We start from the raw sequence: 25,728 nt of genomic DNA, 5'->3' as shown, positions 1-25,728 counted from the left end.
GCTGCTGGGGAAGGGTTAGGCGGCCTTGCGGCGCAGGGTGTCGACCATTTCGCACAGTTCAACTTCGAACTGGAGCAGGGCGGTCAGCAGGGTCTTGATGTAGGCCTCATCGCGCGGGATGCGCTGCACGTACAGGCGCCATGGTTCGGCCATGCGCGGGTCGTAGCTGATAAAGTCCCACCACTGGCGGCCGGTCACGAACATGTTTCCCTGCACCTGGGGGATGTGGCCTTCGGGCATGCCCTCCAGCCACGTCTGGATGTGCACCTGTTCGTCGTGCGGGCATTTCGATTCGATGCCGCCGTCTGCGCCGATCAGGCCGTCAGGGCTGGCGCCGATGAACGAATGCACCGGGTGAAGCACGAAGCCGCTTTCCTCCACCAGCGCGCCCTTGTCGACCATGTAGGCTTCCTTGGCGGCGTCTTCCAGGTCGCGGCCCCACGACAACGACTTCGCGCCAACTTCGCGCTTGGGGATGCCTGCCAGGCGCTCGAAGGCCAGCGTGCGCATCAGGCGCGTGCGCTCCAGCGTCGGTTCGGGCTTCTTCGGCTGGCCCTTGCGCGGGCCGGTCTTGTAGACACCCTCGCCGGGCGTGACCGCGATGGCCGCGGCGAAGTTGCTGGCGGTGATCTTGCCCGCGCGTTCCTGCCGCCATTCCTCGGTGCGTTGTTCGGCGGGCGCGTTCATTCTTGGACGCCTTCGAAGGGGTTGTCATCGGTGGCCTGCGCATCCGGCGCGGCGTCCGGCTGTGCGGCCTGCGTGGGCGTGGCGTCCTCGGCGGCGGCCAGGGCCTTGAGGCGCTTGATTTCATCCGCGCCCACTGCCGCGCGCTCGTCCTTGCTCAGCTTCTTCCAGGCAGATTCAAGATCGGCGATGCGCTGCGGCGCGGCGTCGTCGCTGCGCGCGATCATTTCCAAATCGCGGATGACCTGGTCGCGGTCGACCTGCGCTGCCGGCTGCGGCTTAGCAGCCTGCGCGAATTCGGCGGCAGTGCGCGGAGTGATGTCGCGCTCGCGCGGTTGGACGTCTACCAGCTCGTCGGACGTGTACACGCCCAGCAGCGCGCCCGGGGTGTAGGCGCGGGTCCAGTTCTTGACCTGCAAATAGCCCATCTGCTGGCGCGGGTTCGTCTTCCAGAGCGGGGAGTTCTTGGTGGTGACGTCGGAGACCTTGAGCCATTCGCCCCACGTGATGTCCGCTTCGCCAGCAATGACCGCGCCGACGCGGCATTGCAACCCGTTGCCGTCGCCCTGGTATTCGTAGTGGAAACGGCCCGTGATGGCGCCAGACGACTGCACCACTGCGTTGACCAACTGTGCTTCATAGCCAAGCTGCCCGTTCACCAGGTGCGTCTTCTGCGCCACCACGAAGGGGTTCATGTTCCACTGCATCGCCTGCATGATCACGGCCATGCAGTCGGACGGGCTGCCTTGCAAGTGCTTCGGCACCGTGGCGCGCCCGGCTGCCATCATTTCGGCGGCGCGCATCATGCTGTCCATGTTGTCAGCGTGCAGCACCAGCCCGCTGGTGGTGGTGTTGGCCGCCGGCAGGTCCAGGGCGGTGGTTTGGGATTCGATCGTGGTGGCTTCAGACATTGCTTTCTCCTGCCCGAGACTCGGCCGGGCGTAGTGGATGGTTAGGCGGCCAGATCGGCCATTGCGGGGTTGGTGAACTTGGCCAGCCAGGTCAGAACGTGCTCGGGCTCGACGCCGTAGTGCTGCGCCAGCACGGCGACGATTTCGGCGTTGCCCGGGCCGTTGGCCAGAAACTCGGCCTCTTCGCGGCGCGCTTGCTCGGCGAGGCGTTCGCGCTCGGCCGCTTCAGCCTCGGCGCGTGCTGCGGCTTCCTTTTCTTGCTGGGCACGGGCGGCGGCTTCGGCCTTTTCCTGCTCAGCGCGGCGCACGGCGGCCTGCTGCGCTTCGAACTCGCGGCGCTGGCGGTCGATTTCTTCCTGTTGGGCGCGCAGCACGGCGGCGGCCTCATCCTGCTGGCGCTTGAGTTCAGCGGCGGCAGCTGCATCCTTGCGGGCCTGCTCGGCGCGGGCGGCTTCCTGGCGCGCGTCTTCGGCGGCGCGCTCGGCTTGCAGGCGGCGCTGCTGCTCTGCCAGTTCGGCGCGCTCCTTGGCCAGCCGTTCGTCTTCAGCCTTGCGGGCAGCGGCGGCTGCGGCTTCCTGTTCCAGGCGCTGGCGTTCCAACGCGGCGCGCTCTTCGGCCAGGCGCGCGGCCTCTGCTTCCTGCGCCATCGCGGCGGCGTGCATCTGCTCCAGCTTGGCGCTGGTGTCCGCCTGCAAAGCCATGGCTTCGCCCGCGCGGTGTTCGTACAGTTCGGTGGTGATGGGCAACTCGGCCACGGCGGCGAGCAGCGCGGCGATGTCGGCGGCGCTCTTGCCAGCGGCCTGCACCGGGTACTGGCCAATGGCGTTGATGCGCGTCTGGATCGCCTGCTGGCGCGCCAGTTCGGCCGCTTCCTTCGCCGCCTTGATTTCCGCCTTGCGGGCCTCTTCGGCCTTGATCTGCGCATCGATCGGCTCTTCAACCGCCTTCACCTCATCCTTGATGCTGGACAGGATGGCGCGCATTTCGCGCTGCTTGGCCAGCATCGGCTTATTCCAGCCTTCATAGGCGGCATCGGCCGACGTGCGGATGCTGACGCAGCGCGAGCGCGCAGCACGCGCCGCCTTGTCGCCGGCCGTGGTGCTGACGTCGAACTGCACTCCGGCCAGGTCTTTGCGAAGCTCTGCCAGGCCTTTCTGCACGGCGTTGTATTCGGTGATCGCGGCGGGCGCGTCCAGGACTTCGTCTGCAACATTGCTCATGGTGGTGGTCTCTCAGGGTTGGCGGGCGGCGTATGCGGTCTTGCTGCCGCCGTCCTGGGTGGTGTGGGTGGGGGATTGGGCTTGCTCGTCGCGCTGCTGCCGGTCTCCGTAGCCGAAGATCACGGCGGTCAGCACGGCGGCGACGATGAATGCGGACAAGCGGGCGTCGCGGTCACGCAGGAGGCGGCGGATCATTTGGCACCTCGCGCGGCCAGCAGAGAATCAGCCATGCGCCAGCATTTCTGTGCCCAGGCGGCATACTCTTCGTCGGTTTCGGCGCGACCCATGTAATCGGTTGGCGGCTTGATAACTGTGCTGGCCTTGGCCGCGAAGTAGTCGCGCACGCTCAGCCCGTTGAAGTCCGGGTCGTCTTGCAGGCCAGGAATCGGGAAGGCGTTGCCGCCGTCTTTGTCGGTGTTCATGCTTCGCTCCACGGATCGAGGCGGACGTGCAGGCGCGAAAAGAAGTCGCCCACACGGCCCAAGGGGTAAGCGGCGATCAGGCCGCACAGGATGAAGAGGGGGAGGGTCATTTGCGCGGCGCCAGTTCGAACGACACATCAAGCTGGCGCTCGGGATCTTCAATGGCGTCCGCCAGCGTCTCCACGTAGTGCGCGCTCGCGCCGTCCATGAACTTGCTGAACAGCTCGCCGATCCGGCCGAACGTGTCGCTGTGGGCATAGGCCTTGGCCACCGCATCGAATGCCTCGACCAGGGCCTTGTTGCCGATGCTGTCTTCGTAGATGGCGTGCGCCACCGGCTGGCGGTTCGGCTCGGCCACGGCATAGCGCACGACCTCGTGCAGCCCGTCGCGCAGCGCGGCGCGCACGTCGCCGGCCAGGTCCATGCGCAGTTCCTGCGCGGGCGTGATCTTGGGTTGGGCGTAGGCCATGGTCAGTTCCTCCCGGCCAGTTCAGCCTCGCGCGCCAGGCCCTGGTAGTGCGCCAGGGTGGCGGCGTCCGCGCGGTAGCGGTCGAACTCCGGCCGGAATGCTTCCTTGAGGCGCGCCTGGTTCATCGGGTCGGCCGCCTGCCAGGCCAGGCCAACCAGCCGCATGAAGCTGCCGCCGTACGTGACCATCGCCGCCGCGGCATCGCCGTCGGTCGACATGGGCTTTTGCGTGATATCCATGGTTGTCTCCTTGCCCCGGCACCCGGGGCGGGTGAGGAAGGTCAGGCGGCTTCTTGCTGCTCGGCCGGCTTCTCGCCGCCAGGCACGGCCGGCGACATCGTGACAATCGTGTGCAGTACCGGCTTCCACTTCGACCACCACGCCAGCGCCGACGAATCCATGCGGCCGATCTGCTCATCGGTGAACGACCACCAGCGCTCCAGTTCATGGAACTGGCAGCCGATCTGCATGTGGGTCGCGGTGTAGGTGACGGGCCACGTGTCGCACTGGATGGCCTTGATCTCGCGCAGGTTGCCGCTTGTGCCCCAGATGCCGGAGAGGTCGCCCAGGTTGGCACCGCCCAGGTTGGCACCGCCCAGGTTGGCACCGCGCAGGTCGGCACCGCGCAGGTTGGCACCGCCCAGGTCGGCACCGCGCAGGTTGGCACCGCCCAGGTTGGCACCGCGCAGGTCGGCACCGCGCAGGTTGGCACCGCCCAGGTCGGCACCGCGCAGGTTGGCACCGCCCAGGTCGGCACCGCCCAGGTTGGCACCGCCCAGGTTGGCACCGCGCAGGTCGGCACCGCCCAGGTTGGCACCGCGCAGGTCGGCACCGCGCAGGTTGGCACCGCGCAGGTTGGCATCGCCCAGGTTGGCACGGGCCTCCACGGCCTGCTCCAGCGCCACGCGGGTAATCAGCCCACTCTCGGTGCCCTCGGGCACATCAGCCGTGAAGAGCACGGCGCCGGTCCAACGATTTTTGATCTCGTGCTTCAAGGCTTTCTCCCTGTCTTCTCCCCGGGGTGGGGAGGTGTTGGGGGAAATATAGCAACGCTACAGTTTCTGTGCAATAGCTATGCTACAGTTTTTTGTAACGAGCGCAAAAAAGCCCGCTCGTGGCGGGCCGGGAATGGAGGAGGTCGGGTTTAGGAGGGCATATCGATGCCCGCTGCCTTCAAGGTGGCAATTCCCTGACTCAGCTTCTGCGGAAAGTCTTTGGCACTCGTAACCCGGGTAATCGCCTTCAAACATGTCGCGCCTGCTGCAGAGCATTCGGACGGTTTGAGCGCGCTGCTGATGGCTACAACAGCCGCTACAACCTGCGCGGCAGATGGATTGGTGCGAGCATTGCTGAGCAGTATGTCGGTTTGACGAGTGAGCTTGGTTACCTCTGCTTTGGCGACAACCTCGGCCGGAGCGCATTCTTTCAGCATTGCGGCGCCGAGAGTTGCGCCACCACCGTTGCAGACCAGACGCACGCTCTGACCGCGTTGCGCCGTCGCTGCGAAGTCGGTGGAATCCTTTCGAATGGCGGCTTGCGGCGCATCCAAACCCGACCCAAGGACAAAGTAAGGTGCGTCGCCGATGCCGGAATTGATCGATCCGACGCGCCCCGTCACAAGCAACTGTTTGCCTTTGTACGCCTTGTCTGCCGCTACTTCGTTCGATTTGTATGCCTTGGCCAGCGTCTCGCTGGAGACAGCAATGGCGCCGAGACGGGCCCCGATGAGCGAATCCCTGCCGGCCGTGAAGTTCGCCGCCTCATCGTTGACGAGCGTCTTGAACACTTCATACTCTTGCGTCGACAACTGGTATTTGTGCCGCTTTCCTGCCGAAAACTCGCTGATGGTCCGCTCTTGGGCGGTTACCGACAGCGGCGACATCGCCGAGATCGCCAGTGCCGCAATCGTCAAGGAGCGCGAAACAGTGGAGAGGGTATACACGGGTTTTATCTCCCGAGGCTATGGATGTTTGATTGTAGACGCGCCTCGAGGTCTTTCGAGGCAGTCACGTAAGCCTGGTGCCAGTCCACACGACCCGGCCTAAGAGCTGCACCGATACGCCGTTCTCGAGCGTCACATCTCGGTATTTTGGGTTGAGAGACTGCGCCACCCATTTGCCGGTCAGCTTGTCCTTCGCTACCCGCTTTACCATCATCTTGCCGTCGTATCTGATGGCGTAGATGCCCCCGGCGACCAGATTGCGGACCGTCAGGTCTTCCTGAAGAACAACCAGAAGTGCGGCGCCGTCGTTGATGAACGGTTCCATGCTGTCGCCTTTCGCATATACGACACGCCCGCGACTTCCGTCAGCTCCAACGGACCGTAGGAATGATCGACGGAATGGCATTACTCCCGTCTGTTGCTCGGACTCGTTTTCGTGGCCTTCAATGCTGGCGGCCAAGCGGACGTCGCCCAACTCGGGGACGTCGACCAAATCGTCATTTGCAGGGTGAGCCTCTGCGGGCCCTATGTTGGAAACGGCGCCCGATACTTGGGGTGGCGATCGCCGGGCAGCGTCTTCCATTTGCTTGGTGGTTGGGCCGCCATCCCATGGTGGTGGGATTACTGACGCCGGCGGCGCGAACTCATCTGCAACCGCGTCCATATCGACCAGACCGGCAGGAGCAGTGCGCGATGAGGACGTGTGCGCAGGCGATGGCCCAATGCCCAGCTTGAGCTGAGCTATTGCAAGGGCGAGGGCACCCTCCAGGGCATTTAGCTGTGCAGGTGCCAGACTGCGGATCTCCGCTTCAGAGATTGTGGAGAAGGGCCAATAAGGCGCAGAGGGAATTGGGACGATGGGCTGTTCAGACGATAGCGCGGCAGCTTTCTGCGCCTCTATGGCAAGTCGCGGGCTGATCTCCTCCAGCGAGCATTTGAAACCCGCAGCGTAGGCCATTGCCGCTTCGATGCTAATGGGGCGCCTGCCAGTGATGTGCTGGTAGATCATCGCCTGGCCGCCCTTGATCTGATGATCGCGAGCAAATGCGGCACGGTTCACGCCCTTAAAGCGTTCGCGCAGCGCTGTGGCCTCTTCTTCAATCGTCCAAACTTTCATATAGCAATGCTATTCAAATTAATCTGTAGCATGGCTTGCGCTAAAACTGTAGCAACGCTATAGTTTCTGCCATGGACCTGAACAGCTACCTGAACCGGGATGATGCGAGCAGCGCGGCAGCGCTTGCCCGCCATGTGGGCGTTTCCCCAGCGCTCGTGTACCAGTGGCGCACTGGGCGCCGGCCTGTTCCCGTGGAGCATTGCGCGGCGATTGAGCAGGTAACCGGCGGTGACGTCTCCCGTCGAGACCTCCGTCCTGATGATTGGCAACGCATTTGGCCCGAGCTGGCCACGCCCGCGCCGGTCCAGCAGGAGGCGAGCCATGCGTGATCTCCGTCCTTTGCCATCTACTGCCGGGACGTCGATAGTTGTTGTTCGGGATCGTTCTGCTGGTGGAGAAGGCGGGCCAGGTCGATCGCCTGCACGTGGTTTATCGAAAACCCCATCCATCCCAGTCCCGGGTGCCGATAGCACACGACCGATCCATCGGCGAAATCTGGCTGCACCCACCATGCCGGAAAAGCCGCGATCTGCAACGGCTTGCCGATGGGCACTGCCGTGGGCACTGGGGGCTGCATGCGTTCTCGTAGCGCTGAGAGCGCGGCGATGATCTGCTCGACTTCCCCTGCATCTAGCTCGCTTCCGCCCTCGTTGTGCACTCGCACATCGCCCGTTTTTCGCGAGAACGTCAGGACTATTTCTTCCATGGCCGGCTCCTTTGCCGTTGGTGAGTGTGAGAACCACCAGTGTACGGCGCTGGGTTCGGCCGCCAATTTCCGCCGTCATAGCTCAATGCACCGTCGCGCCGACGCGGTCATCGGTGGCCCAGGCCATGCGGTCGCGCTCGATGCGCAGCTCTTCAAAGATGGCCAGGACGGCCGCTTCGCTCGGGTCCACGAAGGTCCTGCGGGCGATGTCCTGGGCGTTTTGCAAAAGCGCTTCGGTTTCGGTGATTTTTTTCATGCCGCCAGTGTGCCCGGCGGCCTATTCCAGGGCATTCCTTTCCTTTTGAGTAGCCATGATTCCCATTGAACCGGCCGGAATGTCCGGTCCCCACATCATCGAGACGGCCTTGCGCTTGGCAATGGCCAACCAGGCCCAGCGCCAAAAGCTGCTGGATGAAACGGGCTGGGACGCCAGCATGCCTTCGAAGATTTGTTCTGGCGCCACCGGCATTACGCTGGAAAAGCTGGATTCGATGTGCCGGGCCCTGGGCCTGACCATCGTCGAGGTCGGCTACATGGACTATCTGGCGCGCGGCAATGAGATTGGCTCGCGCTGCTGCAAGGCCCGGCTGAGCCTGGGCAATTGCGGGGCGAGGTAGGCATGCGTTTTCCGCTCAACCAACGCACGCGCCAGCGCGCGCACCAGGCGATCGACGCCGCGCCCGATGGCTTCTTCTTTGCGCCGCCGGTGGAACCCACCCGCACGCTGGGCCAGTCGGCCAAGCTGCACGCCATGCTCGCTGATGTTGCGCGCCAGGTTGAATGGCCGGTCAACGGCAAGATGGAGCGCTTGACCGTCGATGACTGGAAGTCGGTGGTTGTCGCCAGCCTCATGCAGGAAAAGCGCATGGCGGCCGGCCTGCGCGGCGGCTTCGTCATCCTGGGCAAGCGCACCAGTTCGATGTCGATCCGCGAGATGTCCGAGGCCATCGAGTTTCTGTACAGCTTCGGCGCCGAGAACGGCGTTACGTGGTCTGAGCCGGTTGAAGTACCGGGCTGGGTCCGCTGATGCTGCGCCGCTCGCCCCTGACCCGCAAGACCCCGCTCAAGGCCACCACCGGCCTGCAGCGCACCGCATTCAAGCGCCGCGCGCCGAAGAAGCGCCCTGGCCACGAACCAAAGTACCTGGCCGCATGCCGCGGCGAACCTTGCTACCTCCAGATCCCGGGCGTCTGCCGCGGCGCGTGCGAGCGCGACACCGTGGTGCCGTGTCACGCGAACTGGAGCGACTACGGCAAGGGCATGGGCATCAAAGCCCCCGACATCTACACCGTTCCCGGCTGTGCGCGCTGTCACGCCAGCCTTGACCAGGGCATGACCCTGACCAAGGCCGAAAAGAAGGCGACGTGGGAATGGGCCTACACACGCTGGTCCGCCGCGCGCGCCAGCAAGCTTCTGGAGGCGGCATGAGCCACCAAGCCGTCGAATGGGCGCTTAGCCAGCCCATCAGCCACGCGCCCGCCAAGCAGATTCTGACGGTGATGGCGCACTATGCGCACAAGGATCAGCGTCCCTGGACTGCCTATCCGTCCGTCACACAACTCGTGCGCGATACCGGGCAAGACCGCAAGACGATCCTGGCAAACCTGCTGCGCCTGGTTGAATGTGGCGCACTGCGCGACACCGGCGAGCGCGCCGGCATGACGAAATCGGTCACGGTCTACGAACTTTCCGAGCCGACAAGCGATACCAAAACCGGTACTGCTTCGAGGGTCAAGAGCAGTCCCAAATCCGGTACTACTTCGAACACCCAAGCAGTACCAAAATTGGAACTGCTAAGCAGTCCCGAAACCGGGACATCTTCAGGCGATGGAAGCAGTACCAGTTTTGCTGGAAGCAGTACCAGTTTTTCCGGGAAGCAGTCCCAAAATCCACCCGAAGCAGTACCAGTTTTCCCTACAGAACAGGTAGAACAGGTATTAGGAACAGGTATAGGAACAGGTAATCGCGCACCTGCGCGAGCCCCTTCCGAAAAGGCCCAACGCAAGACCAAACTGCCAGACGGCTTTGGACTCTCTGAACGCGTTCGCCGCTGGGCGGCCGAGAAGGGTCACACGAACCTGGATCGCCACCTCGAGCACTTCATCGGCAGCGCCAAGGCGCGCGGCTATGCCTACGTCGACTGGGACGAAGCCCTGATGAACGCCATCCGCTCGAACTGGGCCAAGGTGCCCGTGGCCAACACGCGGCCCGGTTCTGGCCTGCCGCCCGCGAACACCGAAGCCATCAACGCCGAAGCCAAGCGCCTGCTGTTCGGCGCCGGCGCGCGTACGCAACAGCAGCAGGAGGTCATCGATGTCTGAGGACGATTTCGACCAATTTGCGCAGATCCTGGATGACGTGGCCGCGCTGCGCCAACTGCCGACGCTGACCGCGCGCGGCAAGGCGCTGTTCTTCCAGGCGGTGAGCCGCTACCCGATGCACCTGGTCGAGAAGGCGATTCAAGCGCACCTGATCGACCCGGATGCCGGCAAGTTCAAGACCATGATCCAGCCCGCGCACATCGTGGCGCAGATTGAGGGCGCGGCCGCGCAGGACGGCCGGCCAGAAGCGGACGAGGCGTGGTCGATCGCCATGCAGGCCGACGACGAGGCGGTCACGGTGGTATGGACCGACGAAATCGCCGCGGCGCTGACGGCGGCCCGGCCTGTGCTGGCCCGCGGCGATGAGGTTGGCGCCCGGATGGCGTTCAAGGCTGCCTACGGCCGGATGGTCAGCAAGGCCCGCGCCGAGTTCCGGCCGGTGCGCTGGATCGCATCCCTGGGCCAGGATGCGGCGCAGCGCGCGCAGGTGCTGGAATCGGCCGTGCGGCTGGGACAGTTGCCCGCGCCACACGTGGCCGGCCTGCTGCCGCCACCGGCGGCCGAGTTCGGCATTCCCGACGACGAGGTCGCGGCCGAGAACATTCGCAAGTTGCACCAGATGCTGGCCAAGGCCATCACGCCGTCGGAGAAGCGCCGCCGCGAAGCCGAAGCGGCCAGCCAGGCCGAGCGTGACCGTCTGGACGCCCTGAAAGCACAGACCGCCGCGAAAGTCGCCCAGCACCAGCAAGGGGCCCGTGCATGAGCGCCTACGCCGAAGCCAGCGCCGCCGTGGGCGGCAATGAAAGCGGGGGCTATGGCATCTGCGCTGCCTTCGGCTGTTGCCTGCCGGGCACGATGACCGCCAGTACCCAGGGCACCAAGGACTGGCACTGCCGCCTGCACTTCGGCGCACCTCGCTCGGAATTCGACGACATCAGCGCCCGGGCCCAGAACCGCAAGGCCCTGTTCACCGCCGCCTACTGGCTGGTGAATCGCCCCAAGGGCGAAGCCATCAGCCCCAGGGTCTTGGATCGCATTGAGGCTCTGGGGCGTGCTGACCTGCTCGGTGGCGCCGCCATGGTCAACAAGCCGACCTCCTACCACCTGGGCGCCCACATGCTCCGCGTCCTGGGCGACGAATGCCGCCAGCCCCAGGCGCACATGGGCACCCCCAAACCCGCCGGCCAGGGATCGACCTGGCTGGATCACAACCAACCCGAGGAAGCCGACGCATGACCGCTTCACACAACCTCACCGAAGCCTACGACCCGATGGCCGGAACGCTTGCGAAGCACGCCGAAGTCCTGGCCATTGCCTGCGGCGGATACGCCGCAACTGATTCGGACAGCTTCGCGCGCGTGCAGGGCGAAATTGCCAATTTGCGCAATTCGTCAAGTTCGGCCCCGGGCGTGAACGTCAACATCTTGGCGCTAGACCTGGGCACGAAGCTGGGCTGGGCGGTGCGCAACCGAGACGGCCGGATTGCCCACGGCACCGAGATCTTCACCCCACGAAAGAGCTGGACGCCGGGCCAGCGCTGGCTGCGCGCGCGGTCTTTCCTGACGGACCTGATTGTGCGACACCAGGCCACGGTCATTGCCTACGAGGACGTGAAGCGCCACGCCGGCACCGACGCGGCCCACGCCTATGGCGCCTTCTTGTGCCTGGTGCAGATGGTCGCCGACAGCCACCGCGCCGCGCTCATACCAGTGGGGGTGGGCACGATCAAAAAGCACTGGACGGGGAAGGGCAACGCCGACAAGGCCGCCATGGAGGCCCAGGCGCGCGCCCGAGGCTTCCGGCCCGAGACCGACAACGACGCCGACGCCCTGGCGATCCTGCACTGGGCCGTGGCGCAGGAGCGCAACCAATGAACACCACCCACGAACAGACCGCGCGAAACGCGGAGATCGTCTCGCGGCGCCTGGCCGGCGAAGGCACGGCCGCCCTGGCGCGCGAATTCGGCGTGACGTCTACACGCATCGCGCAGCTGGTGCGCAGGCAGCGGGAGAAGATCGGCGAGATTCCGACCCGGCCGCGGGTCAAGGCCAAGCCCAGAAAACGCGAGCCGCGCGAGGTGAAAGCCGCAGGGACGCCGCGGCGCCGCGCGACCGAGGTGTCGGCGCCCATCTGGCCAGACGTGCCCTATACAGGCCCGGTGACCGTGGTGCCCGGCACTCAGGTGGCGGCGCGGCCGTTCTCCATGTCGCCAGCCATGGCGCTGGCCGCCGCGCGCGCCCGCGCCGAGCAGGAACCGCTGCGCTCGCTGGCCGGGATCAGGGAACGGCGCATATGACCTGGGCCCACCAAACCGAGCGCGGCGACCCACTCAAGGTGCTGGAGCGCCGCCAAGAGCCACCGCCGGCCCGCACGTGCGCGGGCTGCACAGAAATCCGCCTGATCACCAACCCCTTCGGCGGCCGGCGCGTCCTGCGCTGCGCCTTGGGCGAAGAGATCGGCCAACGTTGTTCGAAGTACGAGGAGCGCACCGCGCCATGACCATTCCAAGGCTGAACTACGCGCGGCTCAAGGAGCTGTTGCGATATGACGCGGAGACCGGCGAGTTTCGGTGGACGTCTGCCCCTGGTGTGCAAGCCCGCATGAAGGGGAAGCGAGCCGGTTTCTACGAAGCCAGTACTGGCTACTGGCGAATCAATCAGGGCGGAGTCACCTACTACGCCCACAGGCTGGCATGGATGTACATGCACGGGGCGTTTCCAGCGCACGACAGCGACCATCTCAACGGGAACCGCCTGGATAACCGGATCGCAAACCTGCGAGATGTGCCCCGGAGGATCAACACCCAGAACCGCCGGCGCCCCTTGGCTCGTAGTAGCACGGGATTGCTGGGAGTGACGGCAAAGCCGGGCGGCCGCTTCGCCGCCCAGCTCACATACCAGGGGAAAAACCTGTACCTAGGCCGATTCCCTACGCCAGAAGAAGCCCACGCTGCCTACCTGAAGGCGAAGCGCCAACTGCATGAAGGATGCACCCTATGACAGTCTCTCGCTTGCTTTTGGACCGGTTGCCGGCCGATTTCCATGAACGGCTTTGCAATTGGGGGGAGGTGATGCGAAGCCGCGGCGGCTACGGCGTCTCACCCACCTACGAGATCTGCCGCATGCTGGCCAAGCAGGCCGGCAAGCTGGCCGAGGTCGAGGAGCCGCAGAAAGAGGTGGACGAGGCCGACGGCGCCTTCATCGAGGCGGCCTGGCGCAACGCCGTCTACCGGATGTTGCACCAGCACCGCGAGCTGCTGCGGGCCCATTACGTCCAGCGCGCCTACTGGAAGGCCACGTGCCGCGCTCAGGGCATCAGGTTGCGCGAGTACGACGACATCCTGGTGCGCGCCGTGGGCAACTTCGAAGATTTTGTTGCGCAGTACGCAAGCCGGGTGCATAATCGTCGCCAAGACAACTTGACTACCGTCTAACGACGTGACCCGATGCCCATGGCGGGCGTCGTGCGTCCGAAAGAATCGAGCCCCGAGCGAAAGCCGGGGCTTTTTTCATGCCTGTTTCCAGAGAGCAGGGGCCAGAGAGAACCGTCCGCCGGGCCGCATGGGCACCGGCCGGCAGACGTCACGCTGCGGCCTCTGCTCTGTGGGAACAGCCGCCGCAATCGACCAGACAGCAGTGAGCCGCCGCGGCCGCTGCGCGCGGGGATGACCCCGTAACACTGGCTCCGACCGGCGCCGCCTAACAAGCCCCTAACGGTCCAACCAGCGCGCACTCACGCGCGCCAAGGGGTGGGCTCCCACACCCACAACACCCCCATGAGTCGCCTCAGCAGGCCTGGCGCCCGCGCAGGGGCAAATGCGCGGGGCACTTCTTTCCGGTCTTGTCGCCGGCGGCCAGCACGACGAGAACCGCCGCGCCCAGCCCGCCGTGGCGGGTAGTCGGATGGGGGCAACCACACCGAGAACCGAATGACACAGCCCAAGAAGGCGCCACCCGACTGGGAGCGCATCGAGGCGGGCTACCGCGCGGGCGTCATGTCCTTGCGCGAACTCGCCACCCTGCACGGCATCACCGAGGGGGCCATCCGCAAGCGTGCCAAGCGCGACGAGTGGCCCCGCGACCTGAACGCCAGAGTCCAGGCCAAGGCCGACGAGCTCGTGCGCCGGGAGGAAGTACGCAGGCTAAGTACGCAGTCCACGGCACGCAGCGAATCGAGTGCGCACCGGGTCAAGGAAGAGATCGCCATCGGCGCGCAGGCCCTGGCCGACGTCAAGCTCAAGCACAAGTCGACCATCCGTCGGATGCGCGAGGCCACCGAGGCCATGCTGGTGGAACTGGAGGCCGAGACCGGCCACCCCGAACTGTTCCGCGACCTGGCCGAGTTCCTGCGCAGTGACGAAGACGGCGCCCAGGGAAAGCGAGAGACGGTCTACAACCGCGCCATTTCCATGGCATCCCGCATTGACGGGCTGAAGAAGCTGGCCGAAACGCTCAAGGTGCTGATCGCCCTGGAGCGCGAGGCCTACGGCATCTTGCCGACGCCGCAGCAGATCAACCTGAACACGACGCAGCGAAAGGCCGATGACCTCACAGACGAAGAGCTACTTGCCCTCGCGGCAGGAAGCGGCCCGGGAGCTGCTGATCCGGAGGCGGGCGAGGGCTGACATCCTCCAGTACGCCAACGCGATCGAGGTGCCAGGCCGGCCGGTGGACGAGGAAGACCCGGACGCCGAGTTTTTCGAGCCCATCGAGACCACCATGGCAGTGCACCACCGGCTGCTGCTGACCAAGCTGGAAGAGACCAGCCAGCGCCGGCACGGCCGGATGATCGTTTGCATGCCGCCGGGCAGCGCCAAGTCGACGTATGCGTCGGTGGTGTTCCCCTCGAAGTATCTGGGCGCCACGCCCGGCCGGCGTGTCATCCTGGCCAGCTACGGCGACGACCTGGCCCGCAAGATGGGGCGCCGGACGCGCTCGATCATCAAGCAGGCGCGATACCGAAACATCTGGGGCGCGGCCCTGGTGTCGGATTCGAATGCCGCCCAGGAATTCGCGCTGTCCAACGGCAGCGAGTACATGGCCTGCGGCATCCTGTCCGGCATTACCGGCAACCGCGCGCACGGCATCATCATCGACGACCCGATCAAGGGCCGCGAGCAGGCGAATTCGGAGACGATCCGGAATAAGACCTGGGATGCCTACGAAGACGACCTGAAGACGCGCCTGATCCCGGGCGGCTGGATTGTCCTGATCACCACGCGGTGGCACGAGGACGACCTGGCAGGCCGGATTCTGCCGGATGACTGGAAGGGCGAAAGCGGGCTGATCCGCTGCAAGGACGGCAACGACTGGGAAGTGCTGTGCATCCAGGCGCGCTGTGAGGTCGACAGCGATCCGCTCGGGCGCGCCAGGGGCGAATACCTCTGGCCGGAATGGTTCGATCGCCAGCACTGGGCGCAGTTCGAGAGCAACTCGCGGACCTGGTCGTCGCTGTATCAGCAGCTTCCGACGCCGCTGGACGGTGACCTGTTCAAGCCCGACCAGATCCAGGTCATCGACGCGCTGCCCGCCGGCCGCATCGACTGGGTGCGTGGCTGGGACTTCGCCAGCACGGACGGCGCGGGCGACTTCACAGCCGGCCCGAAGCTGGGGCGCCTGCCGACCGGTCAGTACGTGATCGGGGACATGGTGCGCGGCCAGTGGGGCCCGGACCGCCGCGACAAGGCGCTGGAGAACACCGCGGCGCTGGACGGCCGGCAGGTGCGCATCAGCATCCCGCAGGACCCGGGCCAGGCCGGCAAGACGCAGGTGCTGTACCTGACGCGCGGCATGCCCGGCTACCGCATCGTGAGCAGCCCGGAAAGCGGCGACAAGGTCGTGCGCGCCGAGCCGTTCGCCGCCCAGGTCAACGTCGGCAACGTGCTGATGGTGCGCGGCGAGTGGAACAAGCCACTGATCGACGAGTTGCGGACGTTCCCCAATGGAAAACATGACGACCAGGTCGACGGGCTCTCACGGGCTTTCGCCGAGCTGATCTCAGCAAAACGCGGATTCTTCGGATGACCTTTCTTCGCAACCTGTTCGGCCGCGGCCAGCAGCCGGAAGGCGGCAAGCCCATGGGCGTCCCGCCGACGCCGCGCCGTCGTGCCGGCCTGTTCTCGACTCACCCGCTGGGCGAGAAGGTCCGGCCGGCGTTCGAGTTCCCGCAGTTCGAGCAGCCCCAGGGCGCGCCCAGCGTGGCATCGGACAACGGCTACATCGGCGAGCGACCGACACCCAAGATGGCCAGCTTTACGCCGGTCAACGAGGCGCAGCTGGGCTTCTACGCAGCCGGCGCCATGTTCATCGGCTACCAGGCCTGCGCCATGCTGGCAACGAACTGGCTGATCGACAAGGCCTGCAACATGCCGGCGCGCGATGCTGTGCGCAATGGCTACCTGCTGATGTGCGGCTCGGAAGAGATCGCGGCGCGCCTGATGGCCCAGGACAAGAAGTACGCGGTCAAGCGCCACCTGCGTGAGCTGGTGCACTTCGGCCGGGTCTACGGTGGGCGCATCGTGCTGTTCGACGTCCAGTCGGCCAACCCCGAGGAGTATTACAAGGCGCCGTTCAATCTGGACGGCGTGCAGGCCGGAACGTACCGCGGCATGTCCCAGATCGATCCGAACTGGCTGACGCCGGTGCTGACCGAGGACAACCTGAACGACCCGGCCAGCCAGAGTTACTACGAGCCGACGTTCTGGCGCATCAAGGACCGGCTGTACCACAAGTCGCACCTGCGCATCTTCGTGCCGTACCCGGTGCCGGACTACCTGAAGCCGCACTATCGGTATCTGGGTGTCAGCGTGCCGCAGCGAATAATGGAGCGGGCATACGCCGCCGAGCGGAGCGCCAATGAGGGTCCGCAGTTGCTGATGACCAAGCGGCTGACGTCGATCGGGGTTGGCGACGCGGCGCTGGGCAATCGCGAGGAGCTGGAGCAGAACCTGGCACGGTGGGTGGCCTTCCGCGACAACTACGGCGTTCGGGTCGGTGGTGCAGATGAAACCATCCAGCAGTTCGACACGGCGCTGGCGGACGTGGACACGGTCATCATGACCCAGTACCAGCTGGCCTCGTCGGTGGCCGAGGTGCCCGCGACCAAACTGCTGGGCACTCAGCCCAAGGGGTTCAACGCCAGCGGCGACTATGAGCGATCGGTGTACCGCGAGCATCTGGAGAGCATCCAGACCAACGACATGACCCCGCTGCTGGAGACGCACTACCAGCTCCTGGCAAAGTCCGAGGGAATGACGCTGCCGGCGGAAATCGCCATCCAGTGGTTGCCTGTGGACAGCCCGACCGCCAAGGAATGGGCCGAGATCGACAACCTCAAGGCTGACCGCGACACCAAGCTGTTCAACATAGGCTCCATTGACGCAGAAGACGTCCGCAACCGCCTGCGCGAAGACCGCGAGGGCGATTACCACAACATCGAAGAAGCCGAGTTCGTTGATGGCCAAGAAAATGGTAACGAAGCGGCGCCAGGCCTGGGGGCAGCAGCAGCAAGCAACCCAGTTCAAGGGCGCGACGCTGGCCTACCCGGTAGCAGTTGAGGGGCGCTACCGGGCGAGTCTGGCGTCGATGATCGACGGCATGCTGGCCGAGTACGACAAGGCGCTGCGAGGCCTGTACAAGGCGAATCCGGAGGTCACCCAGGACGAGAGCGTTACCACCCAGGCGCGGCGCATCTTGGCCGATCTGGGGCGCAAGTGGGCTAAGGTCTTTGCCGAGAAGGCGGGCCCGCTGGCGAATCGCACCATCGGCCAGGTCGACAAGTTCTCCAAGCAGAACCTGGGCGCGTCACTGCGGGACATGTCCGGCGGGCTGACCATCAAGACGTTCCAGATGCCGGCGGCGCTCTACGACAAGGTCCTGGCCAGCACCGCGGAGAACGTCGCGCTGATCAAGAGCATCCCCGCGCAGTTCCAGGAGCGCATACAGGGCATCGTCCTGCGGTCCATTCAGTCCGGGGGGCAGGGCGCCAAGAGCATTTTCGACGAGATCCAGTCCCTGAATCACGTGACGCGGGATCGTGCCAAGCTCATTGCCCAGGATCAGACGAGCAAGATAACCAGCGCCATGAACGGCGCTCGGATGGCGTCGGCCGGGGTGAAGAAATTTGAGTGGATTCACAGTGGTGGCGGTGCTGAACCCAGAGAGCTGCATGTGAGCTACGACGGGCAGATCTTCGACCTGGACAACCCACCGATCATCGATAAGCGTACCGGGCAGCGAGGCCTTCCTGGTCAGCTGATCAAGTGCAAGTGCAAGATGCGCCCCGTGATCGACTTTACCCAATACCTCGATGAGCAAGCGACAAACTGACGTCAACGGCTACCTGCTGGTGCGCGACAACCCGATCACCAAGGTCGGGGTGTTCCCCTACCTGGGCCGTGAGATCGGCGCGCCCGATCCTGACCGCATCTACCAGGTGTACCGGCCCCAGGAGGAGTTGGAGAAGCCCGAGACGATCGCGTCCGCCAACCTGGTGCCCTGGATCGACGAGCACGAGTTCCTGGGCAAGGACGGGACGCCGGCCGAGAAGAAAGGCGTGCAGGGAACGACCGGCGAGACCGCCCGGTTCGAGTACCCGTACCTGCGCAACAGCATCCGAGCCTACTCGGACTTCATGAAAAACCTGATCGACCGCGGCAAGGTGGAGCTTTCGCCCAGCTACCGCTGTCGGTACGAATTCAGCGAAGGCGTGTTCGATGGCAAACGGTACGACGCCATCCAGCGCGACATTCGCTTCAATCATCTGGCATCCGTGAAAGAGGGCAGGACGGGGCCGGACGTGGCTGTACAAGACTGCCTCACCATTACCTACGACTCAGCGGAGTTCATCAAAATGGAATTGACCCCCGAAATCCTCGAACAGATTCGGGCGTTGATCGAGCAGGTGCTGGCGGACAAGGCCGCCGCCGCTGGCTCGGACAACGACCCCGAGAAGAAGCCCGGCGCCGACGCCGAAGCGCCGGCCACGCCCGGAGCGGTGACGCCGGAAGCCAAGGCCGCTGTCGAGCAGACCGCCAGCGCGGCCGAAGAAGCCTCCAGCGCTGTCGAGTCGGCCGAGGCTGCCATCCAGGAAGTGCAGACCGCGCTCGAGGAAGTGGAAGCGGCCGCCGAAGAAGTGAAGGCCGCCCCGACTGCCGACAGCCGCAAGGCGCTGGACGCGGCGCTGGCCAAGCTGGGCGCCGTCAAGAACAAAATCGCGGCCCGTGCCGCCGACGCCCAGGTCATGGGCATGATCGGCACGCTGCAGACCCAAGTGAAGGCCAATGACGCCGCCGCTGTGATCAAGCAGATCGCCGACCGCGACGCGCTGGTCAAGCGCGTGACGCCCTTCATCGGCGCCTTCGACAGTGCGCTGCTGGTATCGGCGGACCACGTCGCCAAGTACGCGGTCAAGAGGCTGGGGCTGAAGGCGCAGGACGGCGCCGAGCTGGCCGTTCTGGATGGCTTCCTGCAGGCCGCCAAATCCGACGCCGACAAGATCGTCAGCGATTCCAAACCGGTGCGCGCCGAAGACACGGCCGCCAAGCTCTGGAGCGACAAGAAATGATCCCGAACACCGCACGAACCTACCTGCTGTCCGGCATCCCGGGCAACATCAGCCATGACGGCCCGACCCGCGCCGCCTCGGCCGTGATCGACTCGGCCACCGAGACCAACAACGTTTTCGGCCGCGCCTTCACCTACAAGGCCGGGACCGATGACGTCGAAGTCGGCGGCACCGGTGCCTTCGCCGGCATTCTGATCAACCCGAAAGCCTACGCGATCGACGTCGAGTACGCGCGCAACGCCACGGTCGGCGAGTTCCTGACCATGGGCGAGGTCTATGTCCAGTTGGGCAACGACGGCAACATCGGCGACCCGGTGTCGTTCAACGCGACCACCGGCGTGATCTCCGCCGGCGAAACCGGCACGGTCATTCCGGGCGCGCACATCGCCCGCCACGAACCCAGCGCCGAGACGCCGCGGCTGGCGGTGATCGCTCTGAACGGTCTGGTGAAGCTGCCGACCCCGCCGGTCACGCCCTAATACAAGGAAACTACCATGGCACAAACTCAATCCAAGGTGCACATGCACATGAACGGCCGCCTGGCCGTCCAGCGCGGTGCGGTGAAGGTCGGCAAGGACGCCAAGATCGGATTCGAAGACCTGGACAATCTGGGCGTCGGCCTGCGCGCGATGGATTCGGCCCTGACCGGCCCGGCCGTCACGAACGGTGCCATGCTCTCGCACATGCTGCAGACCTGGCTGCCCGGCACGCTGCGGGTGGTCACCCAGGTGCGCAACATCGACGAGATCGCGGGCATCACGACCGTCGGCCGATGGGAAGACGAGCTGATCAGCCTGCGCGTGGCCGAGCCGGCCGCCAAGGCCGAGCTGTACGGCGACACCACCAACATCCCGCTGGCCGACTACCGCCAGTCCATCGAATCGCGCGGCATCGTGCGCTTCGAGCAGGGCTTCCAAGTCGGCAAGCTGGAAGACGCCCGCCAGGCGGCGATCGGCTACCAGGCCGCCGACGAGAAGCGCCGCGCCGCGACCGAGTCGCTGGACATCAGCCGCAACCAAGTGGGCTTCTACGGCTTCAACCAGCCCGACACGAACGTGTACGGCCTGCTGAACGATCCCAGCCTGCCGGCCTTCGTGTCCGCCACCACGCCCTGGCTGACCGCGAACTTCGATCAGCTGGTCGCCGAGTTCACGGGCATGTACAACCAGCTCGAGACCCAGATGGGCGGTGAACTCAAGGACTCGGCCAAGCTGGTCCTGGTGCTGCCCACCGGCTACCGCTCGATCTTCAGCGTGTACAGCCCCGCAGCCTCGGGCATGACGTTCCGCCAGTGGCTGAACGAGAACTTCCCGAACACGCGCGTGGTGTCGACCGCTGAATTCAAGGATGCCAACGGCGGCCTGGACGTGGCCTATCTGTTCGTCGAGAACGCGGCCGAGCAAGACGACTCGGACATCACCAGCGCCAGCTTGATCCAGGCGGTGCCGGTGCGCTACCAGGTCCTGGGCAGCGAGAACCGCATCAAGGGCTACATCGAAGACGCCATCAACGCCACGGCGGGCATTTTCGTTCTGCGCCCCTGGGCCTTCGCGCGCAAGACCATCAGCGCCTCCTGATAGGCGCCCATCGAACGAGGGCCGGGGAAACCCGGCCCTTTTCATTTCCGGAGTTGAAATGGACCGCATCTATATCTACAGCACTCTCAGCAACGACCAGCGCTACCAGCTCAAGGATGGCCGCTCGGTGCTGATCGCTGGCAAGGCCAACGTCGCCAACAAGCAGCTGGTGACGCCCAAGGGCATGGCCACCGCCATCTCCGAAGACGAGTTCAACCTGCTGCAGGACAACATCGTTTTCAAGGCGCACGCCAAGAACGGCTTCGTGGCGGCCAGCCACGATCGCGTGGACGCCGAGACGTTCGCCGCGCGCGAACTCGCCGGCGCCGACAAGTCCGCCCAGGACACGCCGGCCACGGCCAAGAAGCGCAACGCCGGCGGCGCCCGGGTCCAGAGCGCAGAGGGCTGACATGGACTTCCCGCTGGCGAAGTTCCGGATCCTGTTCCCCATGTTCAACGCCATTCCTGACGACGTGGTGCTGGCCGTGGCGGAGTGGGCGCAGTGCTACACCAGCGGGCGCGGCTGCAAATGCGACGAACAGCTGTGGATGCTGATCACGGCCCACCTGCTGCAGCTGCGGCTGAATGCCGAAAACGGCAATGGCGCGGTTCCCGGAGCGCTTGCGTCGGCCACCATCGACAAGGTCAGCGTGTCGTTTCAGGCGCCGCCGGCGACGGATTCGTGGTCCCACTGGCTGAGCCTGACGCCCTACGGCCAGCAGTTCCTGGCGCTGTCCAAGAGCTGCGCGGCGGGCGGCCTGTACGTGGGAGGACTGCCCGAGCGCGCGGCGTTCCGCAACGTGGGCGGCCTGTCCATTCGAGGCGGGAGATTCCGATGAAGGTGGTCCGCAAGGGTGGCACGGAGAAGATCCAGGCCACGCTCAAGAACGTAGGTGCCAAGCAAATCCGGGTCGGGTTCTTTCCAGAGTCGAAGTACCCGGACGGCACGCCGATCGCCTACGTGGCCGCCATCCAGGAGTTCGGCTATCCGCAGGGGAACATCCCGGCGCGGCCCTTCATGCGGCCCACCGCCGAGCAGAAGAAGTCGGAGTGGGGTCGCCAGATCGCCGGGGCGGTGCGCGGAGCGATCGACGGCAAGGTGGATGTCGTCCAGGCCTTCGAGGCGCTGGGCGCGCGCTCGGCCGGCGACATCGCACGCACCATTTCGCGGGTTACCAGCCCGCCCCTGAAGAAGTCGACGTTGCAGGCCAGGCAGTCGCGGAAGAAGACGCCGGGGGTCTCCAAAAAGCCCCTGGTCGACACCGGCCAGATGATCCAGGCGGTAACGCACGTGGTGGAGGATAAATCGTGATTCCAGGAATCAACCTGCTCGGCATCGCCGCCGGCGTGATCGCGCAACAGGCGCCGGTCTGGCTCAAGTTCAAGGCCCGCACGCAGAACGAGCGCGGGCAATGGGTCAACGAGTACGAGCCTCCCCAGCCCATCCAGGGTTCCTGGCAGCCGGTGGGCGAGTCGACGATCCGCGACCTGGGCCTGGACACGGCCAAGCGCTACCACAACCTCTACACGTCGCATCCCATCGAGAACGTGCAGCGGGGCGCGGCGCCGGACCAACTGATCTACGGGGGCCGGCGACATGACGTCGTGGGTGGTGCCGACTGGTACACCCAGGACGGGTGGCGCGGCATCCTGTGCGTCGATGTGGGGCCAGCATGAAACAGAAGCAGCTCGAGGCGACCGTCCGCGGCGCGCTGGTGACCTTGCTGGCCGAGCAGGGCGTCGATCTGCCGGTCATGGCTGCATTCCAGCCGTCCAAGCAGGGCCGCGTCGACGACGGCATCTACTTCTTCCCGGTCAACCGGGGAAAGCGCGGCTGGCAGTCGCGCAAGTACCAGGACGACGGCCACGCGCTGACTGCGACGGAATCGCAGATCAACGAGTCGATGTATCAGTTCCAGGCGTTCGTCGAAGACGACGTGACGGCCCCGGCGCAGCTTCTGGCGCCTGACGTGCTGGCCATCCTGCGCGGCGTTGTCCAGTCCATGCGCTTCGCCCAGGCGATGACGGCGGCAGGAATCGGCGTCCAGCGCGCGACCGACATTGTGATGCCGTCCTTCGTCAACGAGCGCGACAACTTCGAATTCAACCCGAACTTCACGGTCATCTTCACCCACCACCGCAGTATCACCCAGGCCACGGCGCACATCGAGCAGGTTGTGTCGGGCATCCATCGCATTTGAGGAAATGACATGTCCATCAAGATGACTCGCTATGTCCGGATCATCAGCGCGGTGATCGGCGCCAATGCCGTCGCGCAGCAACAGCTCACCGGCCGGCGCTTCACCACCGATCCGCGCGTCCCGGTCGGGCAGATCGTCTCCGTCCGCCCTGGCGGTGCGGATGACTACTTCGGTTCGGACTCGCCCGAGGCGGAGTTCGCGCGCGAGTATTTCTCCTACGTCAGCCCCGCGCCGGCGTCCCAGGCCCCCGAGCTGCAGTTCGCGGCCTATCCCGATGCGGCGCGCCCGGGGCGCCTATACGGGTTCCGCATCTCGGCTAGCCTGGCGGACTTTCAGGCCGTCACCGCCGGCGCGATGAACATCAAGGTCGGGGAGTTCGCCTACGCGCTGACCGGCATCGATCTGTCCGCCGCCACCAGCTTCACGAACATCGCTCAACTGGTGACCACGGCCATTGCGACGGCGGCCATTGCGACGGCGGCCACGGCGGCGTCGGGCACGGCGGCGACGGTTTCCTATTCGGCGCTCGCGGGTGCCTTCATGGTCGAGTCGGCCGTTGCTGGGCCCGGCGCCATCGTTGTGTCGCCGGCCGCCGGCTCCGACGTTGGCGTCATGCTGGGGCTGCAGGGCGCCCAGGCGATCAGCTCTCCCGGCTCGGTGGCGATGACGCCCCTCGAGGCGTTCCGCGCGGCGGAGAACGTGACCGACTCGTTCGGCTCGGCGTCCTTCGGTCCGGCCATCGACCTGGCGGACGCCATCCCCCTGGCCGAGTACGTGTCGGGCGAAAACGTCAAGTATCAGATGTACTGGTCCGTCGACTCGGTGACCGCCGACGCCTGGAACGCAGCCATGATCGGCACCGCGTCCAATGGCCTGGTCTTGAACGGCACGGTCGGCGAGTACAAGGAAGCCCTGCCGATGGCCGTGATGGCGGCGACGGACTACGACCGGACCAACGCCACCATCAACTACATGTTCCGGCAATCGGGCGTGACGCTCACGTCTGACGTGACGGACGACCAGATGGCCGACTTCTACGACGCGCGCCGGGTGAACTACTACGGCCAGACGGCCAGCGCGGGGCAGAAGATCTCGTTCTTCCAGCGCGGCTACCTGATGGGCGGCGTCACGGCGCCGCTGGACATGTCGGTCCACGCCAATGAGCAATGGCTGAAAGCGTACATGACGGCCCAGGTGATGAGCCTGCTCCTGACGACCAACAAGATCCCCGCCAACAACGACGGCCGCGGCATGATCATGGCGATCATCCAGGGCGGCGTGAACAAGGCGTTGACGAACGGCACGATCCTGATCGGCAAGACGCTGACCGAGCTGCAGAAGGTGGCCATTGGCCAACTCACCAATGACCCGCTGGCCTGGCACGACGTGCAGGACAACGGCTACTGGTACGACGTGCAGATCGAACAGGCCACTGGCCAGTCCGGCGTGACCGAATACACGGCCAAGTACACCCTCGTCTATTCGAAGGGCGACATGATCCGCAAGGTCGACGGCTCGCACAACCTGGTGTAACTGGCCAGACAACGTTTCAGGGCGGCTCAGGCCGCCCGCTTCCATTTGAGGATCTGACATGTACGATACTTCCGCTATCGGCGTCGCCCTGCGCTGCGTGGCCAGCGAGTCGTTCCCCGCCGGCTTCACGATCACCGAGTTCGCGGACGACGCGGACCCGTTCGATATTCCGGCCATCGACATTGCCACGCCGGCGATGAACGTCAACGGCGATCTGGTGGTGTTCAGCGCGCCGACGCCCATCACCATCACCATCAGCGTGATCCCGGGCAGCGACGCAGACAACAATCTGGCGGTCATCTTCGAAGCGAATCGCGCCGCGAAGAACAAGCGCCACGCGCGCGACGAGATCACGCTGGTGGGGACCTATCCCGATGGCTCCAGCCTGAAGCTGAGCGAAGGCAAGATGACCAACGGCATGCCCGGCAACTCGCCGGCGTCTGCCGGCCGCATCAAGTCGAAGACCTACACCTTCGCATTCCAGAACCTCTCCCGCACCCGCGCATAAGAGGCCGACATGGCTGACCTGATCAAACCCCGCGTCGTCATGGTGAAGAACCGCGATGGCGTGGAGAAGGCCTTCACGATCTCCCGGCTGCCCGCCACGGCGGCGCGGGAGGTGATCGCCAAGTACCCGCTGTCGAACATTCCCAAGCTGGGCGACTACCAGACCTCGGAAGAGGTCATGAAGAAGCTCATGAGCTATGTGGCCGTGGACTTGGACGGACGTGAACAGCGCTTGACCACAGCCGCCCTCATCGACAACCACGTCGACGACGGCATTCAGCTGATGCGGCTCGAGATCGAGATGATCGAAGAGAACACGGGTTTTTTCGGACTCGGCGGGCAGCGCGGTTTCCTCGACTGCCTGCTGGAAAAGTTTCTCCTCTCGATTACGCCAATGCTGACCCCTTTATTGGAGCAATTGTCAGCTCCGGGCTCGCCCGACTCGTCGAGCTCAAAACCGAAATAGACCTGGAGGAGGCGATGGACCTCTGGGAAATCGCCACGACCAACAAGGTCAACGAGATCCGCGCGATGGAAGCGGAGAAGAGGAAATGA

39 protein-coding genes are annotated in these 25,728 nt (G+C 65.1%); 27 read left to right on the top strand and 12 right to left on the bottom strand.

Going from position 1 to position 25,728, the window contains the following annotated elements:
- Positions 1-15 precede the first annotated feature (15 nt).
- From HV798_RS10315 to HV798_RS10270, 10 genes are all read right to left on the bottom strand, one after another.
- Positions 16-687, bottom strand: coding sequence for a lambda exonuclease family protein (locus HV798_RS10315; RefSeq protein ID WP_175216394.1), 672 nt, complete (start codon positions 685-687; stop codon positions 16-18).
- Positions 684-1,595 (bottom strand): RecT family recombinase, encoded by a 912-nt coding sequence (locus tag HV798_RS10310; protein ID WP_217481163.1) that lies wholly within the window; start codon positions 1,593-1,595, stop codon positions 684-686. Before HV798_RS10310 ends, HV798_RS10315 begins: the two co-directional genes overlap by 4 nt.
- A 41-nt stretch (positions 1,596-1,636) precedes the next feature.
- Complete coding sequence (locus HV798_RS10305) at positions 1,637-2,815, bottom strand: hypothetical protein (protein WP_175216393.1); 1,179 nt, start codon at positions 2,813-2,815, stop codon at positions 1,637-1,639.
- A gap of 12 nt (positions 2,816-2,827) precedes the next feature.
- Entirely contained in the window at positions 2,828-3,010 is a 183-nt protein-coding gene (locus HV798_RS10300; protein WP_175216392.1) for a hypothetical protein, read from the bottom strand.
- On the bottom strand, positions 3,007-3,237 hold the full coding sequence (locus HV798_RS10295) for a hypothetical protein (RefSeq protein ID WP_175216391.1): 231 nt from the start codon (positions 3,235-3,237) through the stop codon (positions 3,007-3,009). The genes HV798_RS10300 and HV798_RS10295 overlap by 4 nt, the downstream gene beginning before the upstream one ends.
- A gap of 106 nt (positions 3,238-3,343) precedes the next feature.
- Positions 3,344-3,706, bottom strand: coding sequence for a hypothetical protein (locus HV798_RS10290; protein WP_175216390.1), 363 nt, complete (start codon positions 3,704-3,706; stop codon positions 3,344-3,346).
- 2 nt (positions 3,707-3,708) lie between these two features.
- Positions 3,709-3,945, bottom strand: a complete 237-nt coding sequence (locus HV798_RS10285; RefSeq protein ID WP_175216389.1) for a hypothetical protein — start codon at positions 3,943-3,945, stop codon at positions 3,709-3,711.
- A 41-nt stretch (positions 3,946-3,986) separates the two neighbouring features.
- Positions 3,987-4,664 carry a pentapeptide repeat-containing protein gene (locus HV798_RS10280; protein WP_246288673.1) on the bottom strand — a complete coding sequence of 226 codons (678 nt, stop codon included), beginning with the start codon at positions 4,662-4,664 and terminating at the stop codon, positions 3,987-3,989.
- A gap of 185 nt (positions 4,665-4,849) precedes the next feature.
- Positions 4,850-5,647, bottom strand: coding sequence for an OB-fold protein (locus HV798_RS10275; RefSeq protein ID WP_175216387.1), 798 nt, complete (start codon positions 5,645-5,647; stop codon positions 4,850-4,852).
- 64 nt (positions 5,648-5,711) lie between these two features.
- Positions 5,712-6,764 (bottom strand): S24 family peptidase, encoded by a 1,053-nt coding sequence (locus tag HV798_RS10270; RefSeq protein WP_175216386.1) that lies wholly within the window; start codon positions 6,762-6,764, stop codon positions 5,712-5,714.
- Positions 6,765-6,835: 71 nt separating this feature from the next.
- Between HV798_RS10270 and HV798_RS10265 the strand changes: the two genes are divergently transcribed.
- Positions 6,836-7,093 carry a transcriptional regulator gene (locus tag HV798_RS10265; RefSeq protein ID WP_175216385.1) on the top strand — a complete coding sequence of 86 codons (258 nt, stop codon included), beginning with the start codon at positions 6,836-6,838 and terminating at the stop codon, positions 7,091-7,093.
- 17 nt (positions 7,094-7,110) lie between these two features.
- Here the strand turns inward: HV798_RS10265 and HV798_RS10260 are convergent, their stop codons facing one another.
- Together HV798_RS10260 and HV798_RS10255 are read right to left on the bottom strand one after the other, a co-directional pair.
- Positions 7,111-7,470, bottom strand: a complete 360-nt coding sequence (locus tag HV798_RS10260; RefSeq protein WP_175216384.1) for a hypothetical protein — start codon at positions 7,468-7,470, stop codon at positions 7,111-7,113.
- A gap of 82 nt (positions 7,471-7,552) precedes the next feature.
- Complete coding sequence (locus HV798_RS10255; RefSeq protein ID WP_175216351.1) at positions 7,553-7,726, bottom strand: hypothetical protein; 174 nt, start codon at positions 7,724-7,726, stop codon at positions 7,553-7,555.
- Between the two features lie 79 nt (positions 7,727-7,805).
- On the opposite strand from HV798_RS10255, the gene HV798_RS10250 reads away from it, so the two are divergent.
- The 26 genes from HV798_RS10250 (at position 7,806) to HV798_RS10125 (ending at position 25,639) form a co-directional block, all read left to right on the top strand.
- Entirely contained in the window at positions 7,806-8,087 is a 282-nt protein-coding gene (locus HV798_RS10250) for a hypothetical protein (protein ID WP_054461394.1), read from the top strand.
- A gap of 2 nt (positions 8,088-8,089) precedes the next feature.
- Positions 8,090-8,497, top strand: a complete 408-nt coding sequence (locus tag HV798_RS10245; RefSeq protein ID WP_175216383.1) for a recombination protein NinB — start codon at positions 8,090-8,092, stop codon at positions 8,495-8,497.
- Positions 8,497-8,898 carry a nuclease domain-containing protein gene (locus tag HV798_RS10240; RefSeq protein WP_175216382.1) on the top strand — a complete coding sequence of 134 codons (402 nt, stop codon included), beginning with the start codon at positions 8,497-8,499 and terminating at the stop codon, positions 8,896-8,898. Before HV798_RS10245 ends, HV798_RS10240 begins: the two co-directional genes overlap by 1 nt.
- A complete protein-coding gene (locus tag HV798_RS10235) occupies positions 8,895-9,791 on the top strand; it encodes a hypothetical protein (RefSeq protein WP_175216381.1) in 897 nt (298 codons plus the stop codon). Before HV798_RS10240 ends, HV798_RS10235 begins: the two co-directional genes overlap by 4 nt.
- A complete protein-coding gene (locus HV798_RS10230; RefSeq protein WP_175216380.1) occupies positions 9,784-10,554 on the top strand; it encodes a hypothetical protein in 771 nt (256 codons plus the stop codon). The genes HV798_RS10235 and HV798_RS10230 overlap by 8 nt, the downstream gene beginning before the upstream one ends.
- On the top strand, positions 10,551-11,027 hold the full coding sequence (locus HV798_RS10225) for a hypothetical protein (RefSeq protein WP_175216379.1): 477 nt from the start codon (positions 10,551-10,553) through the stop codon (positions 11,025-11,027). Before HV798_RS10230 ends, HV798_RS10225 begins: the two co-directional genes overlap by 4 nt.
- Entirely contained in the window at positions 11,024-11,665 is a 642-nt protein-coding gene (locus HV798_RS10220) for a RuvC family protein (protein ID WP_175216378.1), read from the top strand. The genes HV798_RS10225 and HV798_RS10220 overlap by 4 nt, the downstream gene beginning before the upstream one ends.
- On the top strand, positions 11,662-12,087 hold the full coding sequence (locus tag HV798_RS10215; RefSeq protein ID WP_175216377.1) for a hypothetical protein: 426 nt from the start codon (positions 11,662-11,664) through the stop codon (positions 12,085-12,087). The genes HV798_RS10220 and HV798_RS10215 overlap by 4 nt, the downstream gene beginning before the upstream one ends.
- Positions 12,084-12,290 (top strand): hypothetical protein, encoded by a 207-nt coding sequence (locus tag HV798_RS10210; RefSeq protein ID WP_175216376.1) that lies wholly within the window; start codon positions 12,084-12,086, stop codon positions 12,288-12,290. Before HV798_RS10215 ends, HV798_RS10210 begins: the two co-directional genes overlap by 4 nt.
- Positions 12,287-12,790, top strand: coding sequence for an HNH endonuclease (locus HV798_RS10205; protein WP_175216375.1), 504 nt, complete (start codon positions 12,287-12,289; stop codon positions 12,788-12,790). The genes HV798_RS10210 and HV798_RS10205 overlap by 4 nt, the downstream gene beginning before the upstream one ends.
- Before the next feature lie 71 nt (positions 12,791-12,861).
- Complete coding sequence (locus HV798_RS10200; protein WP_234356703.1) at positions 12,862-13,224, top strand: hypothetical protein; 363 nt, start codon at positions 12,862-12,864, stop codon at positions 13,222-13,224.
- Positions 13,225-13,719: 495 nt separating this feature from the next.
- Positions 13,720-14,415 (top strand): hypothetical protein, encoded by a 696-nt coding sequence (locus tag HV798_RS10195; RefSeq protein WP_175216374.1) that lies wholly within the window; start codon positions 13,720-13,722, stop codon positions 14,413-14,415.
- Positions 14,333-15,814, top strand: a complete 1,482-nt coding sequence (gene terL / locus HV798_RS10190) for a phage terminase large subunit (RefSeq protein WP_175216373.1) — start codon at positions 14,333-14,335, stop codon at positions 15,812-15,814. The genes HV798_RS10195 and terL overlap by 83 nt, the downstream gene beginning before the upstream one ends.
- Entirely contained in the window at positions 15,811-17,346 is a 1,536-nt protein-coding gene (locus HV798_RS10185; protein ID WP_175216372.1) for a phage portal protein, read from the top strand. The genes terL and HV798_RS10185 overlap by 4 nt, the downstream gene beginning before the upstream one ends.
- Entirely contained in the window at positions 17,246-18,118 is an 873-nt protein-coding gene (locus HV798_RS10180) for a phage head morphogenesis protein (RefSeq protein ID WP_246288672.1), read from the top strand. The genes HV798_RS10185 and HV798_RS10180 overlap by 101 nt, the downstream gene beginning before the upstream one ends.
- Positions 18,099-19,355, top strand: a complete 1,257-nt coding sequence (locus HV798_RS10175; RefSeq protein ID WP_175216371.1) for a DUF2213 domain-containing protein — start codon at positions 18,099-18,101, stop codon at positions 19,353-19,355. Before HV798_RS10180 ends, HV798_RS10175 begins: the two co-directional genes overlap by 20 nt.
- Positions 19,352-19,834: a structural cement protein Gp24 gene (locus HV798_RS10170; RefSeq protein WP_053497155.1), complete on the top strand. Its 483-nt coding sequence runs from the start codon at positions 19,352-19,354 to the stop codon at positions 19,832-19,834. The genes HV798_RS10175 and HV798_RS10170 overlap by 4 nt, the downstream gene beginning before the upstream one ends.
- A 15-nt stretch (positions 19,835-19,849) precedes the next feature.
- Entirely contained in the window at positions 19,850-20,932 is a 1,083-nt protein-coding gene (locus HV798_RS10165) for a major capsid family protein (protein WP_175216370.1), read from the top strand.
- 58 nt (positions 20,933-20,990) lie between these two features.
- Positions 20,991-21,341, top strand: coding sequence for a hypothetical protein (locus HV798_RS10160; protein ID WP_175216369.1), 351 nt, complete (start codon positions 20,991-20,993; stop codon positions 21,339-21,341).
- Position 21,342: 1 nt separating this feature from the next.
- Positions 21,343-21,771, top strand: a complete 429-nt coding sequence (locus HV798_RS10155) for a DUF4054 domain-containing protein (RefSeq protein WP_175216368.1) — start codon at positions 21,343-21,345, stop codon at positions 21,769-21,771.
- Positions 21,768-22,244 carry a hypothetical protein gene (locus HV798_RS10150; RefSeq protein WP_175216367.1) on the top strand — a complete coding sequence of 159 codons (477 nt, stop codon included), beginning with the start codon at positions 21,768-21,770 and terminating at the stop codon, positions 22,242-22,244. Before HV798_RS10155 ends, HV798_RS10150 begins: the two co-directional genes overlap by 4 nt.
- Positions 22,241-22,609 carry a phage collar protein gene (locus HV798_RS10145; RefSeq protein WP_175216366.1) on the top strand — a complete coding sequence of 123 codons (369 nt, stop codon included), beginning with the start codon at positions 22,241-22,243 and terminating at the stop codon, positions 22,607-22,609. The genes HV798_RS10150 and HV798_RS10145 overlap by 4 nt, the downstream gene beginning before the upstream one ends.
- A complete protein-coding gene (locus tag HV798_RS10140; protein ID WP_175216365.1) occupies positions 22,606-23,133 on the top strand; it encodes a phage gateway protein in 528 nt (175 codons plus the stop codon). Before HV798_RS10145 ends, HV798_RS10140 begins: the two co-directional genes overlap by 4 nt.
- Positions 23,134-23,142: 9 nt before the next feature.
- On the top strand, positions 23,143-24,666 hold the full coding sequence (locus HV798_RS10135) for a DUF3383 domain-containing protein (RefSeq protein ID WP_175216364.1): 1,524 nt from the start codon (positions 23,143-23,145) through the stop codon (positions 24,664-24,666).
- Positions 24,667-24,724: 58 nt separating this feature from the next.
- Positions 24,725-25,174 (top strand): phage tail fiber protein, encoded by a 450-nt coding sequence (locus HV798_RS10130; protein ID WP_063570010.1) that lies wholly within the window; start codon positions 24,725-24,727, stop codon positions 25,172-25,174.
- Positions 25,175-25,183: 9 nt separating this feature from the next.
- Entirely contained in the window at positions 25,184-25,639 is a 456-nt protein-coding gene (locus HV798_RS10125; protein ID WP_175216363.1) for a hypothetical protein, read from the top strand.
- The last annotated feature ends 89 nt before the right edge of the window (positions 25,640-25,728 follow it).

The sequence above is a fragment of the Achromobacter deleyi genome (assembly GCF_902859705.1).
GTDB classification, from domain to species: domain Bacteria; phylum Pseudomonadota; class Gammaproteobacteria; order Burkholderiales; family Burkholderiaceae_B; genus Achromobacter; species Achromobacter deleyi.
This window is presented reverse-complemented; position numbering and strand designations above follow the sequence as displayed.